At 70.7% G+C, this 16798-nt stretch carries 22 protein-coding genes; 9 read left to right on the plus strand and 13 right to left on the minus strand.

Going from position 1 to position 16798, the window contains the following annotated elements:
* Nucleotides 1-183: 183 nt before the first annotated feature.
* Genes KLI87_RS10615 through KLI87_RS10625 form a run of 3 tightly spaced genes read right to left on the minus strand, consistent with a single transcriptional unit; the run spans nucleotide 184 to nucleotide 3074 of the window.
* Complete coding sequence (locus KLI87_RS10615) at nucleotides 184-774, minus strand: TIGR00730 family Rossman fold protein (protein WP_156218944.1); 591 nt, start codon at nucleotides 772-774, stop codon at nucleotides 184-186.
* Nucleotides 774-1580 (minus strand): TIGR00730 family Rossman fold protein, encoded by an 807-nt coding sequence (locus tag KLI87_RS10620; RefSeq protein WP_214616821.1) that lies wholly within the window; start codon nucleotides 1578-1580, stop codon nucleotides 774-776. Before KLI87_RS10620 ends, KLI87_RS10615 begins: the two co-directional genes overlap by 1 nt.
* A 42-nt stretch (nucleotides 1581-1622) precedes the next feature.
* The gene (locus KLI87_RS10625) at nucleotides 1623-3074 is read right to left on the minus strand and encodes an MFS transporter (RefSeq protein WP_214616822.1); all 1452 of its coding nucleotides are present in this window, start codon (nucleotides 3072-3074) and stop codon (nucleotides 1623-1625) included.
* Between the two features lie 102 nt (nucleotides 3075-3176).
* Between KLI87_RS10625 and KLI87_RS10630 the strand changes: the two genes are divergently transcribed.
* On the plus strand, nucleotides 3177-3737 hold the full coding sequence (locus tag KLI87_RS10630) for a TetR/AcrR family transcriptional regulator (protein ID WP_156218946.1): 561 nt from the start codon (nucleotides 3177-3179) through the stop codon (nucleotides 3735-3737).
* 1 nt (nucleotide 3738) lies between these two features.
* On the opposite strand, the gene KLI87_RS10635 is transcribed toward KLI87_RS10630, so the two are convergent.
* Entirely contained in the window at nucleotides 3739-4416 is a 678-nt protein-coding gene (locus tag KLI87_RS10635) for a 4'-phosphopantetheinyl transferase superfamily protein (protein WP_250903797.1), read from the minus strand.
* Between the two features lie 29 nt (nucleotides 4417-4445).
* On the opposite strand from KLI87_RS10635, the gene dapE reads away from it, so the two are divergent.
* Nucleotides 4446-5504: a succinyl-diaminopimelate desuccinylase gene (gene dapE, locus KLI87_RS10640; RefSeq protein ID WP_214616823.1), complete on the plus strand. Its 1059-nt coding sequence runs from the start codon at nucleotides 4446-4448 to the stop codon at nucleotides 5502-5504.
* A gap of 8 nt (nucleotides 5505-5512) precedes the next feature.
* On the opposite strand, the gene KLI87_RS10645 is transcribed toward dapE, so the two are convergent.
* A complete protein-coding gene (locus KLI87_RS10645) occupies nucleotides 5513-6349 on the minus strand; it encodes a 2,3,4,5-tetrahydropyridine-2,6-dicarboxylate N-succinyltransferase (RefSeq protein ID WP_156218948.1) in 837 nt (278 codons plus the stop codon).
* A gap of 44 nt (nucleotides 6350-6393) precedes the next feature.
* Between KLI87_RS10645 and KLI87_RS10650 the strand changes: the two genes are divergently transcribed.
* Complete coding sequence (locus KLI87_RS10650) at nucleotides 6394-7287, plus strand: hypothetical protein (protein ID WP_308165948.1); 894 nt, start codon at nucleotides 6394-6396, stop codon at nucleotides 7285-7287.
* A 24-nt stretch (nucleotides 7288-7311) separates the two neighbouring features.
* Here the strand turns inward: KLI87_RS10650 and KLI87_RS10655 are convergent, their stop codons facing one another.
* Nucleotides 7312-8775, minus strand: coding sequence for an MFS transporter (locus KLI87_RS10655; protein ID WP_214616824.1), 1464 nt, complete (start codon nucleotides 8773-8775; stop codon nucleotides 7312-7314).
* Between the two features lie 13 nt (nucleotides 8776-8788).
* Nucleotides 8789-9397, minus strand: coding sequence for a hemerythrin domain-containing protein (locus KLI87_RS10660; protein ID WP_214616825.1), 609 nt, complete (start codon nucleotides 9395-9397; stop codon nucleotides 8789-8791).
* 164 nt (nucleotides 9398-9561) lie between these two features.
* Between KLI87_RS10660 and sigJ the strand changes: the two genes are divergently transcribed.
* On the plus strand, nucleotides 9562-10434 hold the full coding sequence (sigJ, locus tag KLI87_RS10665; protein WP_214616826.1) for an RNA polymerase sigma factor SigJ: 873 nt from the start codon (nucleotides 9562-9564) through the stop codon (nucleotides 10432-10434).
* On the opposite strand, the gene KLI87_RS10670 is transcribed toward sigJ, so the two are convergent.
* From KLI87_RS10670 to KLI87_RS10695, 6 genes are all read right to left on the minus strand, one after another.
* Nucleotides 10414-11610: a DUF1731 domain-containing protein gene (locus KLI87_RS10670; protein WP_308165949.1), complete on the minus strand. Its 1197-nt coding sequence runs from the start codon at nucleotides 11608-11610 to the stop codon at nucleotides 10414-10416. The genes sigJ and KLI87_RS10670 overlap by 21 nt on opposite strands.
* 16 nt (nucleotides 11611-11626) lie before the next feature.
* Nucleotides 11627-12457: a phytanoyl-CoA dioxygenase family protein gene (locus KLI87_RS10675; protein WP_214616828.1), complete on the minus strand. Its 831-nt coding sequence runs from the start codon at nucleotides 12455-12457 to the stop codon at nucleotides 11627-11629.
* Nucleotides 12458-12485: 28 nt separating this feature from the next.
* Nucleotides 12486-13019, minus strand: a complete 534-nt coding sequence (locus tag KLI87_RS10680) for a DUF6879 family protein (protein ID WP_214616829.1) — start codon at nucleotides 13017-13019, stop codon at nucleotides 12486-12488.
* A 57-nt stretch (nucleotides 13020-13076) separates the two neighbouring features.
* Nucleotides 13077-13217 carry a hypothetical protein gene (locus KLI87_RS10685; RefSeq protein ID WP_250903737.1) on the minus strand — a complete coding sequence of 47 codons (141 nt, stop codon included), beginning with the start codon at nucleotides 13215-13217 and terminating at the stop codon, nucleotides 13077-13079.
* A 502-nt stretch (nucleotides 13218-13719) separates the two neighbouring features.
* Complete coding sequence (locus KLI87_RS10690; protein WP_214616831.1) at nucleotides 13720-13926, minus strand: DUF397 domain-containing protein; 207 nt, start codon at nucleotides 13924-13926, stop codon at nucleotides 13720-13722.
* Nucleotides 13923-14738, minus strand: coding sequence for a helix-turn-helix transcriptional regulator (locus tag KLI87_RS10695; RefSeq protein WP_214616832.1), 816 nt, complete (start codon nucleotides 14736-14738; stop codon nucleotides 13923-13925). The genes KLI87_RS10690 and KLI87_RS10695 overlap by 4 nt, the downstream gene beginning before the upstream one ends.
* Before the next feature lie 134 nt (nucleotides 14739-14872).
* Between KLI87_RS10695 and KLI87_RS10700 the strand changes: the two genes are divergently transcribed.
* The 5 genes from KLI87_RS10700 (at nucleotide 14873) to KLI87_RS10720 (ending at nucleotide 16788) form a co-directional block, all read left to right on the plus strand.
* Entirely contained in the window at nucleotides 14873-15088 is a 216-nt protein-coding gene (locus tag KLI87_RS10700) for a hypothetical protein (protein WP_156218958.1), read from the plus strand.
* On the plus strand, nucleotides 15085-15336 hold the full coding sequence (locus tag KLI87_RS10705; protein WP_214616833.1) for a hypothetical protein: 252 nt from the start codon (nucleotides 15085-15087) through the stop codon (nucleotides 15334-15336). The genes KLI87_RS10700 and KLI87_RS10705 overlap by 4 nt, the downstream gene beginning before the upstream one ends.
* A gap of 168 nt (nucleotides 15337-15504) precedes the next feature.
* Complete coding sequence (locus KLI87_RS10710; protein ID WP_214616834.1) at nucleotides 15505-16008, plus strand: DUF6232 family protein; 504 nt, start codon at nucleotides 15505-15507, stop codon at nucleotides 16006-16008.
* Complete coding sequence (locus KLI87_RS10715) at nucleotides 16001-16333, plus strand: hypothetical protein (protein ID WP_156218961.1); 333 nt, start codon at nucleotides 16001-16003, stop codon at nucleotides 16331-16333. Before KLI87_RS10710 ends, KLI87_RS10715 begins: the two co-directional genes overlap by 8 nt.
* A 101-nt stretch (nucleotides 16334-16434) precedes the next feature.
* The gene (locus KLI87_RS10720) at nucleotides 16435-16788 is read left to right on the plus strand and encodes a glyoxalase superfamily protein (protein ID WP_374225434.1); all 354 of its coding nucleotides are present in this window, start codon (nucleotides 16435-16437) and stop codon (nucleotides 16786-16788) included.
* Nucleotides 16789-16798: the final 10 nt, after the last annotated feature.

Here is a 16798-nt window from a genome sequence, read left to right on the forward strand (position 1 = left end):
CCTGAACCGAAGGTGAACGAGTGCCCGACGAACGGCAAACCCCCAGGGCAATCTTGCATCGGGCCTGCTTTGGGCCTGCTTTCGGATGTCCCGAAGGCGGCTGCGGCGCCGTCCGGCGCGCACTCGCGCACGGACGGTCGCCGCGGGCGCACGGTCAGGATCCGCCCCGCCGGAGCGCCCCGGTCAGAGCTCGGCCTCGGCGTAGTCCTCGGGGGTGGCCTCGATGCGCGGCTGGGACCGCTCCAGCAGGTCGAACGCCTCGTCCACCGAGGCCGTCCAGCCGACGGCGTCGAAGACCTTCGCGCGCGCGAGGCCCTGGTCGACCAGACCGGTCATCAGCGCGCGCAGCGGCTCGTAGACGCCGGTCGGGTCGAGGATCACCAGGGGCTTGTCGTGCATGCCGAGGGTGCGGGCCGTCCAGATCTCGAACAGCTCCTCCAGCGTGCCGATCCCGCCGGGCAGGACGAGGAAGGCGTCGCTGCGGCGGTCCATCTCGCCCTTGCGGGAGCGCATGTCGGGGGTGACGACCAGCTCGTGGTTGTCCCCGTCGGAGATCTCCACGTCGACCAGGCCCTCGGGGATGACCCCGACGGTCGTGGCGCCGCCCGCCCGCGCGGCGCGGGCGACGGCGCCCATGCACGACACCTGGGCGCCGCCGCTGACCAGGCTGTGCCCGCGCCGGGCCAGCTCGGCGCCGACCCGCTCGGCCAGCTCCACGTGGATCTTGTCGATCTTGCTGCTGGACGCGCAGAACACGCAGACGGCGAGGGCCATCAGGTGCCGCTCACGCCCGTGGCGGCGGCCTCGGCCACCGCCGCCTCCTCCTGGATGCGCCGCTCGGCCTCCAGGTGCGCGTCGACGATGACCCGGACGACCTCGTCGGGGTCGTCGGTGAGGTGGATCAGGTCCATGTCCTCGGGGGAGATCTTCGCCGACGGCAGCATGGTCTGCTTGACCCAGTCGATCAGGCCGCCCCAGAACTCGGTGCCGACGAGCACGATCGGGAACCGGGTGATCTTCTTGGTCTGGACGAGCGTGATCGCCTCGAACAGCTCGTCCAGCGTCCCGAACCCGCCCGGGAGCACCACGAACGCCTGGCTGTACTTGACGAACATGGTCTTGCGGACGAAGAAGTAGCGGAATTCGAGCCCGATGTCGATGTGGTCGTTCAGCTTCTGCTCGAACGGCAGCTCGATCCCGAGCCCGACCGACAGCCCGCCGTTCTCGTCGCAGCCCTTGTTGGCGGCCTCCATGATCCCCGGCCCGCCGCCGGTGATCACCGCGTAGCCGGCCTCGTGCAGCCTGGCGCCGATGTCCACGGCCAGCTCGTACTCGGGCGTGCCGGGCTTGGTGCGGGCGCTGCCGAAGACGCTGACCGCCTTCGGCAGCTCCGCGAGCAGGCCGAACCCCTCGACGAACTCCGCCTGGATGCGCAGCACGCGCCAGGGGTCGGCGTGCACCCAGTCGGACTTGCCGCGGTCGTCGAGCAGCCGCTGGTCGGTGGTCGTCTGCGGGACGGCGCGTCCGCGCAGCATCGCCGGCCCCTGCCGGCGCGCTGGGGGGTTCACTTCGGATGTCATGCGCCTAACGGTAGCCAAGTGCCGGTTCCCCCAACCGCCGAATTACCTCAGCCCGGCCGCGTCCGGCTGCGGCGCGTCCGGCTCCGGCTCCACCGCGGCTCGGACCCGGCGTTCGGGCGGCAGGACCAGCGCGATGAGCACCGCGACCAGGGCGAGCGCGGCGCTGGTGAGCATGCCGTCCTGGAAGCCCTCGTTGAGCGCCGCGGCCTGGACCCGCTCCCCGGCGGCGAACGCGTCCTCGGTGGCGGCGGTGGACACCGCGACGGTGATCGCGAGGCCGAGCGCGCCGCCGACCTGCTGGGTGGTGTTGATGAGCCCGGAGGCGAGGCCCGACTCCCGCGCGGAGGCCCCGGCGGTGGCCGCGATCGTGACGGCGACGAACGCCGTCCCGCCGCCGAGCCCCATCACCAGGGACGGGCCGAGGACGTCCTGCCAGTAGTCGCCGGGCGCCGACAGCCGCGAGAACCACGCGAGGCCCGCCGCGGCGACCGCCAGCCCGGCGGCCGACGCGGCACGCGGGCCGAACCGCGTGACGAGCCCGGACCCCGCGCCCGCGCCCGCGGCCATCGCCACCGCGACCGGGAGCTGCCCGAGCCCCGCCCTGACCGGCCCGTAGTCCATGACCTGCTGGAGGTAGAGGGTCATCACGTAGAACATCGGGAAGACGGCCATCGTCATCAGGACGGCGGCGAGGTTGCCGCCGCTCAGCTCCCGGCTCCGGAAGGTCGACAGCGGCATGAGCGGGTTCCGGACGCGGGCCTCCACCAGCACGAACGCCGCGAGCAGCAGCAGCGCGGCCCCGCCGAGCCCGTAGGTCCGGGCGGAGGTCCAGCCGGCGTCGCCCGCGTCCACGAGCGTGTAGACGAGCAGCGCGAGGCCGCCGGTGACCGTCGCGGCGCCGAGCAGGTCGAAGCCGCGGACGGCGGTGTCGCGCGCCTCGGGCAGCAGGAGCGGCGCGAGCGCGAGCGCGGCGGCGCCGATCGGCACGTTGACGAACAGCACCGCCTCCCAGCCGAACCGGTCGGTGAGCAGCCCGCCGAGGATCGACCCGGTCGCGCCGCCCGCGCCCGCGACGGCGCCGAACAGCCCGAGCGCGCGGTTGCGCTCGGGCCCCGGCGCGTACAGCGTCATGATCAGCGACAGCGCGGCCGGGGCGGCCAGCGCGGCGCCGAGCCCCTGGACGGCGCGGGCGGCGACGAGCAGCCCCGCGCCGCCCGCGAGGCCGCCGCCGAGCGAGGCGAGCGTGAACAGGGCGAGCCCGGCGACGAACATCCGGCGGCGCCCGGCGAGGTCGGCGACCCGCCCGCCGAACAGCAGGAAACCGCCGAAGGCGAGCGTGTAGGCGTTGCCGACCCAGGACAGGTCGGCCTGGTCGAAGCGCAGCTCGCGGCCGATGGACGGCAGGGCGACGTTGACGATCGAGGCGTCCAGCACAAGGACGAACTGGACGGTGACGAGCAGGGCGAGGGCGAGCCCCCGGCGCCGTCCCGGCATGGGCGTCAACTCCTGAGTAGAAGAGGAATTCCGGTTCCGCTTGTGCTCGGGCACGATACGGAATCAGGATTCCGGTTGTCAATTCATGATTGACTGGAGGTGATGTCCGCCACCGACGAGCGCCCCATGCGCGCCGACGCCCGCCGCAACCGGCGCCGCGTCCTGGACGCCGCGCGCGCGGTCTTCGAGGAGCACGGCGACGCCGCCCAGATGGAGGACATCGCCCGGCGCGCGGGTGTCGGCATCGGAACGATCTACCGGCACTTCCCCACCAAGAAGGCGCTGATCGACGAGCTGACCTACCAGTGGATGGAGGACGGCGCGGTCAACGCGGCCAAGGCGCTCCTGCTGGAGGACCCGTGGGACGCGCTCGCCGCGTTCGTCCGGAGCAGCTCCGAGGTGATGGTCCGCAACCGGGGGCTGCGCAGGGTCTACGGCGACATGGTCAACGTGCTGGACTCGCCCGACAACGTCCACCACGAACTGCGCGCCAACGTCGGCGAGCTGATCGACCGCGCGCACGCGGCGGGCACGCTGCGCCCGGACGTCGGGTTCACCGAGTTCCAGTCGCTCATGTGCGGCCTGGCCATGGCCACCGCCCGCTCCGGCCCCGGCGGGCACCACATCTACGCCGAGGTGATCCTCAAGGGCATGCGCGCCTGAGTCAGGGCCCCAGCTCGGTGATCTTGAGCGGGCGGCCGGTCAGCGCGGCCAGCGACGCGGCGTAGCCGGGCCCGGCCGACAGGTCCGCGAGCCGGACGGGCGACACGGCGGCCTCGCCGTCCCAGGCCACCACCTCGGCGGGGGCGTCCGGGGGCGAGAGGCGGATCGCGCTCATCGACGCGGCGAGCCCGTGGCCGGTGGCCTTCAGGATCGCCTCCTTGCGGCTCCAGTAGGCGTGGAAGGCGCTCCGGCGCCGCTCGGGCGGCAGCGCGGCGAGGGCCTCGCGCTCGGCGGCGGCCAGCACCATCTCCGCGAGCCGCTCGATGTCGCGGTCGCTCTCCTGCTCCACGTCCACGCCGATGTCGGCGCCCTCGGTGACGGCGAGCACGACGCGGTCGCCGGAGTGGGACAGGGAGAAGTCCACCCCGTGGCCGGGCAGCCGGGGCTTGCCGTGGGACGCGCCGCAGTGCGGGCAGTGGGTGCTGAACCGGATGTCGCCCTCGGCGAGCCCGGTGACCTCGGCGAGGACGGTGCGCGCGAGGAACCGCCCGGTGACGAAGCGGGCCCGGTCGGCCGGGCGGCGGAACCGGTCGTAGCGCTCGCGCTCCGCCGCGTCCAGCAGGTCGCGCATCGCCGGATCGTCGCTGGGCGCCGCCCAGTGCACGGCGCATTCGAGCATCTCCACGACGGCGATGATAGGACTTGGGCATGGGGCTCGATCTGTACTCGGACGTGGCGGACCTGACGGCGGCGATCGTCGACATCGAATCGGTGAGCGGTGCGGAGAAGGCCCTCGCCGGCGCCGTCGAGGACGCGCTGCGCGCCCTCCCCCACCTCACGGTGCTGCGCGAGGGCAACAATGTTGTGGCGCGCACGGAACTCGGGCATGGCGAGCGGGTCGTTCTCGCAGGTCACCTCGACACCGTCCCGCTGAACGGCAACCTGCCCTCGCGCGTGGAGGGCGACCGGCTCTACGGCTGCGGGACCAGCGACATGAAGAGCGGCGTCGCGGTCGCGCTGAAGCTGGCCGCCGCGCTCACCGCGCCGACCCGCGACATCACCTACGTCTTCTACGAGTGCGAGGAGATCGAGGCCGAGCGCAACGGGCTGACGCGGCTGTCGGCGACGCGTCCCGAACTGCTCCGCGGCGACTTCGCGGTGCTGATGGAGCCGACCGGCGGGCTGATCGAGGGCGGCTGCCAGGGGACGCTGCGCGCCGAGGTCACCGCGCGCGGCGAGCGGGCGCACAGCGCGCGGCCCTGGATGGGCTCGAACGCGATCCACGCCGCCGGGGGGGTCCTCGACGTGCTGCGGGCCTACGAGCCGTCGCGTCCGGTGGTGGACGGGCTGGAGTACCGCGAGGCCATGAACGCGGTGTTCGTGCGCGGCGGCGTCGCCGGGAACGTCGTCCCGGACGAGTGCGTCGTCACCGTCAACTACCGGTTCGCGCCCGACAAGTCGCTCGCGGAGGCCGAGGAGGTCACGCGCGCGCTGTTCACCGGCTTCGAGGTGAAGATCATCGACGGCGCGGCGGCGGCGCGGCCGGGGCTGACCCACCCGGCGGCGGAGGCGTTCGTCGCGGCCACCGGGGCGCGGGTCCGCGCCAAGCTCGGCTGGACGGACGTGGCGCGCTTCTCCGAGCTCGGCGTCCCCGCGGTCAACTTCGGGCCGGGAGAGCCCACCCTCGCCCACACCAAGGACGAATACGTGGAGCTCCCCCTGATCACCGACTGCGAGACCCGCATGCGCGCCTGGCTGACCGCCTGAGGCGGGCGTCAGGCGTTGACGCCGTGGTCCCTCAGGATCTGGTTGAGGGCCGACTTGTCGTGCCGCCGGCCCTCTTCGAGCCGCTTGAGGATCAGGACGGCGGGCAGCCCGAACGTCCCGCCGGCGAACTCCTTGGTGCGGGTGCCGCCGACCGCGACGCACCAGTCGGGGATGCGGCCCCGGCTGATCTCCTCGCCCGTCTCCACGTCGATGACCGGCATGGACGCCGACAGGTTCGTGCCGGATCCGACCATCGCGCCGCGCCCGACCCGGGCCCCCTCGACGATCATCGAGCGGCTGCCGATCATCGCCTCGTCCTCGATGATCACGGGCTTGGCGTTCGGCGGCTCCAGCACGCCGCCGATGCCGACGCCGCCGGACAGGTGGACGTTCTTGCCGATCTGCGCGCACGACCCCACGGTCGCCCACGTGTCGACCATCGTGCCCGAGTCGACGTAGGCGCCGATGTTGGTGAACGAGGGCATCAGCACCACGCCGGGCGCCAGGTGGGAGCCCCAGCGGGCGATCGCGCCCGGGACGACGCGGACGCCGTCCAGCCGGCTCTTCAGCGGGATGCGGTCGTGGTAGCGGAAGTCGCCGACCTGGGAACGCACCATGCCGAGGACTTTGAAGCTCAGCAGGATCGCGCGCTTGGCCCGCTCGTCGACGACCACCTCGTCGGAGGCGGGGTCGACGACGGCGACGCGGGCCTCGCCGAGGTCGAGCTGGTCGACGGCGGCCACGATGGCCGCGCGCGCGTCGGCGTCATCGGGCGTCAGGTCGGCGCGCCGCTCCCACAGCTCGTCGATGACGCCGGAGATCGGGCTGGTGAACGTTTCGGTCATGGCCCTTGAGCTTACTGCCGCCCATCTCCCGGTACCGTCGTCGCGTGGCTGTTTGGGCGAGGTTGAAGGCGCGTTCCGCGGAGGGGCGGGGCCGTGGGGGCGGCCCCCCGTGGCGGTGGACGGTCGTCTCCGCGATCGCCGTGGTCGCCGTGGTCGTCGGCGGCTACGCGGCGTTCCAGCGCGCCCGCCCCTACCTGCACGGATCCGGCTGCGAGGTGCGCGCCGCCGCGGGCAAGATGCCGCTGGACCTCGACCAGGCCGCCAACGCCGCCACGATCGCGGCGGTGGCGTTCCGCAAACAGCTCCCCGAGCGCGCCACGGTGATCGCCTACGCGACCGCGATCCAGGAGTCGCACATCCGCAACCTGCCGGGCGGCGACCGCGATTCGGTCGGCATGTTCCAGCAGCGCCCCTCGCAGGGCTGGGGCAAGCCGGCGCAGCTCCGCGACCCCGTCCAGGCCACGAGCAAGTTCTTCGACGCCCTCGTGAAGGTCAAGGACTACCTCGACCGCGACCTGCACGACTCCGCGCAGCGGGTGCAGCGCAGCGCCGACGGCCGCGCCTACGCCCAGCACGAGCCCGACGGCAAGCTGCTCGCCCGCGTGTTCACCGGCCGCGAGCCCGGCTCGGCGCGCTGCTGGTACCCGCCGGACAAGAAGACCGCGCCGCGCCGCGCGGAGGCGATCCGCGAGATGCGCCGCGCGTTCGGCGGGCGCCTCCAGGTGGACGCGCCCAGGAGCGCCGCGCCCGAGTGGGACGGGGTCCGGGTGACCAACACCCGCGCGGGCTGGGCGGTCGCCGCGTGGACCGTGACGCACGCGCAGGTCTACGGGCTGGCCGAGGTCCGCTACGCGGGCAGGCACTGGCAGGCGGACGCGGGCCACGACGGCTGGACCAAGGACGAGGACGCCCCCACCGACCACGTCATCATCCAGTGATCGCCGGGGGCGCCCCGTACGCGCTCACTTGCTCGGGACCGCCTCGGGTACGGCGGCCGCGACCGGCGCGTCGTGCGCCTCGCCGCGCGAGTTGGCGGCGCGCAGGCCGACGAGCGCGGCGGCCACCAGGAAGATGCTGCTGGTCAGCAGCGCCCGGGAGAAGCCGCCGGTCAGCGCCTCCGGTGCCGGGCGGTGGTCGGCGAGCAGGTCGTTCGTCCGGCCCGTGGCGACCGCGGAGAAGATCGCCAGCCCGATCGCCCCGCCGATCTGCTGCGAGGCGTTGAGCAGCGCGGCGGCGAGGCCCGCCCGGTCCGGCGGGACGTTGGCGTTGGCGGCCGTGGTGAGCCCCACGAACACCAGGCCGAGCCCGATCGAGGCGATCAGCAGGCCGGGCAGCAGGTCCTTGACGTAGGACCCGTCCACCGGGATGCGCGACAGCAGGTAGACGCCCGCGCCGGAGACCAGCATCCCGCCGATGATCAGCGGCCGGGACCCGACCCTCGGGATCAGCTGCGACGCCGCCCCGGCGGCGACCGCCACCCCCGCGCACAGCGGCAGGTACGCCGAGCCGGTCTTCAGCGGCGAGTACCCGAGCACGTTCTCCATGTAGAGGCTCAGGTAGAAGAACATCGACGCGATGCCCGCCACCGCGACCAGCATCGCGACGTCGGCGGCGCCGAGCCCCCGGATCCGGAAGATCGACAGCGGCAGCAGCGGGTTGCTTCCCCGGTGCTCGTTGAACAGGAACGCCACCAGCATCACGGCCGTCCCGCCGAGCCCGCCGATGGTGCGCGTCTCGCCCCACCCGACATCGGGCGCCTTGACCAGCGTGAACACCAGCAGCAGCATCGCGCCCGTCACCAGGACGGTGCCCAGGAAGTCGAAGTTCGCGAGCCGCGCCTTCCGCCGGTCGCCCTCCACGAGCAGGAGCAGCCCGACGACCACCACCGCGCAGACGGGCACGTTGACGAGCATCACCCAGCGCCAGCCGGGGCCGTCGGTCAGCAGCCCGCCGAGCAGCACGCCCGCCGCCGACGCGCCGCCCGCGACGCCGCCCCACACGCCGAGCGCCGTGTTGCGGTCCTTGCCCTCCTTGAACATCGTCGTGAGGATCGACAGCGTCCCGGGCAGCATCAGCGCGGCGCCGACGCCCTGCGCGAGCCGCGAGCCGATCAGCATCGCCGGGTCCTGCGCGAACCCGCCGGACACCGACGACAGCGAGAACACCACGGTGCCGGTGAGCACGATCCGGCGGCGTCCGAGCAGGTCGGCGAGCCGCCCGCCGAGCAGCATGAACCCGCCGTAGGTGAGCAGGTACCCCGACGGCACCCATTGCAGGTCCTGGACGCTGAAGTCCAGATCGCTCCTGATCGCGGGCAGCGCCACGTTGACGATCGAGGCGTCGATGAAGTCGAGGAACGCGACCGCGCACAGCAAGGTCAGCGTGAGCTTGCCGCGGCCGGTCGCGAGGAAGGACGGTTCTGCCATCGTCGTTCTCCGATCAGGCGCTCAGGGGCGCGTGCCAGCGCGGCGCGCGACGGTAACGGGGGCTCCACACGAACCGGTGCAGCACGCGCACGGGCGGCGGCACCGCGTCGAAGACCTTGCGGCGCATGCCCGGGTCCGCGCCGTCCAGCAGCCAGGGGAAGAACATGGCGGCGCTCCCCACCTGGTGGCGCTGCTCGGCGCCGAACGCCTTCCACTCCTGCACCGTGAGCAGCTCCTTGACCAGCGGCAGCGCGTCCTGCTCCTCGTGCTCGCAGTGGTCGCCGAGCTCGTCGGCCAGCAGCCGCGCCGCATCGGCGAGCTGTTCCGCCGACCCGGCCGCGACCGCGCCGCCGACGGCGTCCAGCAGCGCCTCAAGCCCGGCGTGCTCGTCCTCCATCCGGTCCAGAACCGCCGGACTCGCCCCCTTCGCCCGCAGGACGGGCCACAGGTGCGTGTCCTCCGCCGTGTGATGGACGTGCAGGAACGCCTTGAAGCGCTCCCACCCCGCCTCGACCGCCGCGCCTGAGGCGTCCCCGCCCTCGGCCATCGCGGCGAGCCGCTCCAGATCGCGTTGGAACGCGTCATGGACGGCGTACATGAACGTGACGTCGATTTCGCTCATTCAGACCCCCTCCTCATGCCGTTTCGCACCTATGAGGGTCCGGACACCGCACATGTGACAGCGCGCCGGAGAATGAGTTTCACGTCACACGGCGCCGCCCCATGTCACACTCCCGGGCTCCCGGCCCCTCAGAAGGGGGAACAACGCACAGGAGGTCAACGCCCATGGAAGCCACCGCGACAGAGGTGTTCGCCGACCACCGCGAACTGCTGTTCTCGGTCGTCTACAACCTGCTCGGCAGCGTCGCCGACACCGAGGACGTCCTCCAGGACGCCTGGCTCGCATGGACGGCCCGCGACCGGCCCGAGGTCGAGAACCCGCGCGCCTACCTCGTCCGGATCGCCGTCAACACCGCCCTCGCCCGCCAGTCGGCCATCAGCCGCCGCCGCGAGACCTACGTCGGCCCCTGGCTCCCCGAACCCCTCGTCGCCGAACCGGGCGCCGAGGAGAGCGCCGAGCGCACCGAGGCCGTCTCGATGGCCCTGCTGGTCGTCCTGGAGACGCTGACGCCCCTCGAACGCGCCGTCTTCGTCCTGCACGAGGTCTTCGGCTACGCGCACACCGAGATCGCGGGCATCCTCGACCGCAGCCCGTCCGCGATCCGCCAACTCGCCCACCGCGCCCGCGAGCACGTCCACGCCCGCCGCCCCCGCTACCAGGCCGACCCGGACGTCCAGCGCCGCGTCACCGAGCAGTTCCTCCACGCCGCCCTCGGCGGCGACATGGAGGCCCTCCTCAAGCTCCTCGCCCCCGACGTCACCCTCTGGACCGACGGCGGCGGCAAGTCCAGGGCCGCCGCCCTCCGCCCGATGACCGGCCGCGAACGCGTCGCCCGCATCATCACCGGCACCGCCGTCCAGGCCCCCGGCGACCTGGAGATCCGCTACCGCACCGTCAACGGCGACCCGTCCGCCGTCCTCTTCGAGCACGACGCCCCCTTCGCCGTCATGGTCCTGGACCTGAGCCCCGAGGGCGACAAGGTCGCCGGCATCTACGCGGTGGCCAACCCCGAGAAGCTAACCCGCGTAGAGCCGTGACCTGCGGCGGGTGCGCACGCGCCGCACGAGGTCGTCCGCCGCGTCCGGCCACCGGGGGTGCTCGAAGGCGAAACCCGCCTCGACCAGGCGCCCCGGGACGACGCGGCGGCTCTTCAGCAGCAGCTCGGTGTCCGAGCGCAGCGCCAGCGCCCCGATCTCCGCCATGCCCCTCGTCGCGGGAAGGCCCAGCGGGACGCCCCACGCGGCCCGCAGCGCGCGCATGAACGCGCGCTGCGGCAGCGGCCCGGGAGCGGCGAGGTTCACCGGCCCCTCAAAAGCATCTCGACCGACCAGGAACTCCACGGCACGGACGAAATCACGATCGTGGATCCACGACACGTACTGCGCACCACCCGCGACCGGCCCGCCGAGCCCGAGCCGCGCGAGCCACAGCAGCACGTCGAAGACACCGCCGCGGTCGGGGCTCATCACCATGGCCGAGCGCAGGGCGACCTTGCGGGTGGAGGGCGTGTCGGCCAGCTCCTGCTCCCGCTCCCACGCCTTAGCGATCTCGACGCTGTAGGCCCAGTAGCGTGGGACGCCGGGCTCCGCACCCCCGATCACGCCGGTCCCCTCGTCGTTGGGCGCGTCGAACCGGTGGGCGTAGACGGTGGCGGTGCTCATCTGCAACCAGACCCGGGGAGGCCGCGCCGCCGCCGCGATCGCCTCCCCCACCACCCGCGTGGACCGGACACGCGAATCCATCATCTCCCGCAGGGTGACCGGCGAATAACGACAACTAACGCTCCGCCCGGCCAGGTTGACGACGACATCGGCCCCATCGACCTCCCCGGCCCACGCACCCAACGTCTCCCCGTCCCACCGCACCTCACCCTCACGCGCAGGACGCCGCGTAAGCACCACGACCTCGTGACCAGCGGCGGAGAGGGCCCGGTTCAAGACCCCGCCCACCTGCCCGGTCCCTCCAGGGATCACAACCTTCATAGGCCACCTCCCGGCATCCCCCGAGAGCCTAACCGAACTATTGAACACGTTCAAAAAATCGACACCGGGCAACACCGGCCCGGGAGGGTCGTCTCCACTCGGCGCTCCGCCGTGATCTTCCGCTGGGAGGGCGAACCGAGCCGCCAGGCCATGGCGACGGAACCGGGCGCGCCCGCGGTGCTCTCGCCTCGCCGAAGCGCTCCGAAGATCCGAAGCGCTGCGCGGCGGCATCAGCGACGGCTGAAGGTCACCATTCGAACTCGCCGAGGAGCTCCCTGGTCTCGGCGTCCGCGTCGCGCGCGAGTTCGGCCTTCAGGGGGCGTTCCGCGACCACCCCGCGGCCGATGTCCGACCGCACCCAGGACGGGACATAGCCGAGAAGCAGCAGGCGTCGATATCCGGCGTCAACGCTGGACGGGACCGTCCGATGCCAGAGATTGGCATGGATGAGCACCGCGTCGCCCGGCTCGAAGAACAATTCGACCTGTCCGGGACGCTCGTTCTGGTCACCGAGCGGAATCCGCAGATCGCGTGCAAGGTGCGAGCCCGGAAGGAGGCAGAGAGCCCCCTCCTTCTCGGTGATCCGGTCCAGGTAGACGAGGCAGTGGATCTGGTGCGGGTAGCTGAAGAGAACGGGAAGAGGGTCGGGAACCACTGGGAGGTGGGCGTGCCACGGCACCGCGACGCCCGGACGGCCCGCGTGGTTCAGCCGGGCCTCCAGGTCGACCCAGACCTGCGGGCCGAGCAGCGTCCGCGCGATCGACAGCGGCGGTTCGAGCCGGAGCAGGGGGTGGAACACCTCGTCCTTGTCCAGCAGGGCCCGCAGGTAGATGCTGTCGCCCGGCAGGCTCTCGGCCTCGGGACGGTCGGCCTCGGCTTCCGCCAGCCGGAGCACGGCCTGCGCGAGGACACCCGATATCGCACCGTCCAGCAGCCCCCTGAGGACCAGGTAACCCGACCGGACGAGGGTGTTGAGATCTTCCTGGCTCGCCGAGGTCTCGACCGTGCGGCGGGGGTAGCCGGCCCCCTGGTCGTTGATCACGAACTCGGTGCTGAGGCGCGTCCCGTCGGCGCGCATTCGTCCACCTCCACCCGTGAGGCACCGGTCAGCGGCGCGGCACCGCCAGCTCGTTGCCGCGGATCCTCGCCAGGAGGTCGGCGAGCGGGAACGACCGGTCGTAGAACTCCCGCCAAGCCGTCCGCGCCTGCTTCAGCCGCTCCGGGTCGTCGTTCTGGTTGACGTACAGCAGCTTTCCCGCGTCGTCATAGCTGAGGTCGACCACGATCTCGTCGTCGAACAGCCAGGTGTCGGTGTAGACGACGTCGGGAACCTCCTCGCGGAAGATGAAACGGATGTCCTCACCGGCGGCGCCGTTGACCGCGTAATACCAGTCGATCTCGAACTGGAGGTACGGCGTCAGCGTGTGCTCGATGATGTGCACACGACCCATGTACTTGCCCGCGGCGACGCTGTCACGGATGTTGCGCGCCCACTCCTCGTTCCGCCCAGGCGGGAGTAGCGAGCCGGAGAGGTAATGAGCGAAGTTGTCGCGCTCTTCCTGGACGGAGTAGGCAGCGAGGGTCTCGATGCGGGTCGCCGACGACTTGAACTCCGCGAAGAACCGCCCGAACTGCTCCATGTTCAGAATAATGAGAGATCTCCTGACCTGGATGAACGGGTACGTCGAACTCGGCGATCACTCGGCGGCGAGCGCGCGCTCCAGGATGTAGCGCGGGATCTCCACGGCGCTCTCACCTGGCGGAAGAGAAAGGTCCACCTTCTCCGGGTCGACCACGAAGCCCTGCACGACGATCGTGTTGTTCTCTGTCTCGTACACCGCGGGACACGGTCCGTTGCCGCAGCCGGACCCACCGATCAACCTGAGCGCCATGACGCGAGCCCCTCGCCTCGTGGATGCTTTCGCATGTTTTATATCCCGCATAATTCAATGGGTCAAGCAATCGCCCGATACGGACGCTAGGCACACTTGACCTCAAATCGGATTTTATGCATCCTTAATAAGTATCTTCCGGATCACCTGACTCGGCGCTGGTAAAGTGGATCCGATCTGCAAGATCAACCCCCATTACCTGGGCCTTCGCATCACCCCACCGGCCGGCACTCATGATCGGATGTTCCACTCACCCTGTCGCCTTCGTGAGGCGACAATTACCAAGCGCCACAGTTCGATCATTCATCAGCCACAGAGCACTCCACGACACCCCCACGACACCCCCGCAAGACCCGCCCCACTCACCGGACGCCCCGGGCCCGCCCGAACGCCGAGGGCCCCGCGACCGGACGTGGTCGCGGGGCCCTCGCTTGCCTCTGGGCTTTGCCTACCGGTCGTAGTGCCCGGCGCGGATCTCGCTCACCAGCACCCCGAAGGCCCGCCGCCCGAACTCCAACCTGGGCCCCTCGGGGTCTTTCGAGTCCCGCAGCGCGATGACGGACTCGCCCGTGGCCACCTCGACGCAGTTGCCGCCCTCAGGGTCACTGCGAGAACTTTTGCGCCAGAATACGGGTGAGAGATAGGCCGTGCTCAATTATCCTCCTGCATGATTCTGCGGATCAGGGAGGCCGACTCTCCGCCGGGCAGCGCCTCAGCCCTCGCCATGTTGAACAATGTGGAGAGCTTCCTGATGACGACCGGGTCCGTGAGCATCTGGCCGTTGCCTCCCGTTCCCTCCATGTAGGCGACAGCCGCCCCCTTGTCGAACCCGAGCACCTGGTAGCCCGCCGGGTGAAACACGAGCGCGTCCACCGGAAGCACCTGAATACAGATCGTAGGTTGGCTCATCAAATCCAACAAGTGCTTGCACTGCCCTGAGCGGACCTCCGAGGGAAGATCGCGGAGGACTGCTTCACGGATCAGGGAGAACACCACGGGACACTCGGAGCCCGCGAGGACCTTCTGACGCTCCATGCGGATCGCGACGAGCTCATCCACCTTGTCCGGCCGCAGACCCACGCTGAACAAGAGCCGTGCGTATTCGTCGGTCTGGAACAATCCGGGGATGAGTACCGGTTCGTAGACACTGATCTCGTCCGCGCGCTTCTCGGCGGCGATCAGCGGCTGAAAACCGCTGGGAATCAGCCCCAGCTTACGCGCCTCCTGGTGCTTCTCCCACAGGCGGCGGAACAGGCCGCCTGTCTGGAAGTAGGTGTCGAGGTCGTCGGCCAGGCCCTCGGACGGAGGCTTCTCGAAGGTCTCCACCTTGGCGAGCCACTGCGGAGTGCATCCGAGCGCCGCCGCGAGCCTGTTGCGGGAGAGGCCCGCCATGTCACGCCGTGCCCGCAACTCGGTGACGAACACTTCCTGGTAGGCGGAGGGGCTGGTGTCACGTTGGGGTGGCATCGGGTGTCTCCCGGGTGTCGGGCCGTCTGCTCGGGTGCTCGGTGGGGGGTGAGCGGTTCGTAGCTCAGGGTAACCGCGTGCTGTGAGGCTCGTCCGTGAAATGCCGGACACCGATCTCACAGGGAATCCCGTCCATGGACGATCAAGAACGCCTGCGGCTTCAGCAGGAGTACCCCATGTGGCACATCCGCCGGATCCCGGCGATGGACTGCTTCATGGCGACGCGGCTCGGCCGTCCGCTGACGCGGCGGGAGCTGTTCTGCGGCCTGCACACCACGATCATGAAAGACACCTACGAGGAGTTCGAGGAGGCCCTCGCCGATCAGCGGAGGATCGAGGAGGATTTGTGATCCTCTTTCTCGTCGTCATCGGTGTCACGCTCGCCGGCGCCATGCTGTTCACCCTGGCCGTCAGCTTGATCGGCCCTGACATCGGCTATGTGGGACGGCACCGGGTAACGCCTTTGCGTCCTGCGGAAGAGCGCGCGATTGGCTTCCCTCGTTCGTACCATCGAACACTTGGCGGGCGAGGTTCCAAAGGGAATGGTGGTCCAAGAAGCAGGTCCGGCGGAGCGCCGCTCGCGGCTTCTTCCAAATGATGACCATTACAGATCTTCGGGGCGGGTTCCGGATCCGGCCATCGGGCCACTTTCCGGGAAAGCACGGGGCCGCCCGACGCCGGAGGTGGCTACGATTTCCACCGGCATCAGTCCTTCAGCGGACGGGGGCGTCCTATGGCGAAGAAGCCGGACCCTAAGGTCATCGAGGTGCACAGGCACACCCTGTCCATAGGCCCCGATTACCAGGTCTACCAACTGAGGAACGTCGCGCGCGTGCAGGTGCTGGACTGGAAACCGGATCTTGGATACGGGTCCATTTCGTCCGTGCTCTGGAAGATGATCCTCGCGGTCATCGCGGTGGTCGTGGCCGGGGTGGCGGCGAACACCGCGACGTCCGATGCGGGGTGGGTGAACTGGGCCGGGCTGGCCGCGGCGGTGCTCGCCGTCCGGTACCTCTACCAGGCGATCCGCATCGCCCTGAGGCGGACCCAGTGGGCGCTGGTGTTGGAGACGACGGGGATTCCGATAGCCGTCATCACCGGCAAGCAGCGCGAGCCGGTCGTGGAACTGCACCGGTTCATCGTGAACTCGATCGAGAATCCGCCCGCGCACGTCCAGACATGGCACATCGGCCACCTGAACATGGTCGGCGGCGATCAGATCAACCAGTCGGGCGAGGGCAACAAGTGGGGAAAGGTGCTCAATGGGTGACTACAACTTCGTCGGGGGCGACCAGATCAACCAGTCGGGGTCGGGTGACAAGCAGGGCAAGATCGTCTATTCCGAGCACGCGCGCAACGACGCCGCGCGGGACCTGGCCGAACTGATCGCGCTTCTGCGGGAGGCGGGGCTCGTGGACGCGGGCGGCGACCCGACCGACATGCCGCGCCTGCGCGCCGAGGTCGAGCGCCAGCGGAGCAGGTTCGCCTGGCTGGCGGAGTTCGTCCGGCGGGGAGGCGAACCGGTGGCGGTCACGGCAACCGGCGGCACGATCGCGGGCGTGGTGGTCGACGTCCTGCGGCAGCTCGGTTCCTGACCCCGGGGGCGATGCGCGTCCAGGTGATCGGCGGTGGGAGACTCGGGCGAGGATCACGACGCGCTGAACAGGGGGGACCTGTGGATTTCAGGCTTGAGTTGGTGACGGTGCCCGTCTCCGACGTCGATCGCGCGAAGGCGTTCTACGTCGAGAAGGTCGGATTCAACGCCGACCACGACCACCGGGTGAACGAGCAGATCCGGTTCGTGCAGCTCACGCCGCCCGGGTCGCCGTGCTCGATCGCGATCGGCACGGGCCTGGAGGACGGCATGGCGCCCGGCTCCGTCCAGGGGCTCCAGCTCGTCGTCGCCGACGCCGACGCCGCGCGGGCGGAGCTGGCGGGACGGGGCGTCGAGGTCAGCGAGGTCAACGAGTTCCCCTGGGGCCGCTTCGTCTTCTTCAAGGACCCCGACGGCAACGGGTGGAACGTCCAGGAACTCCCGCCCCGCGACTGATCCATCGCCC

Origin of the sequence: Actinomadura sp. NEAU-AAG7, from assembly GCF_018603865.1 — a bacterium.
GTDB classification, from domain to species: Bacteria; Actinomycetota; Actinomycetes; order Streptosporangiales; family Streptosporangiaceae; genus Spirillospora; species Spirillospora litoris.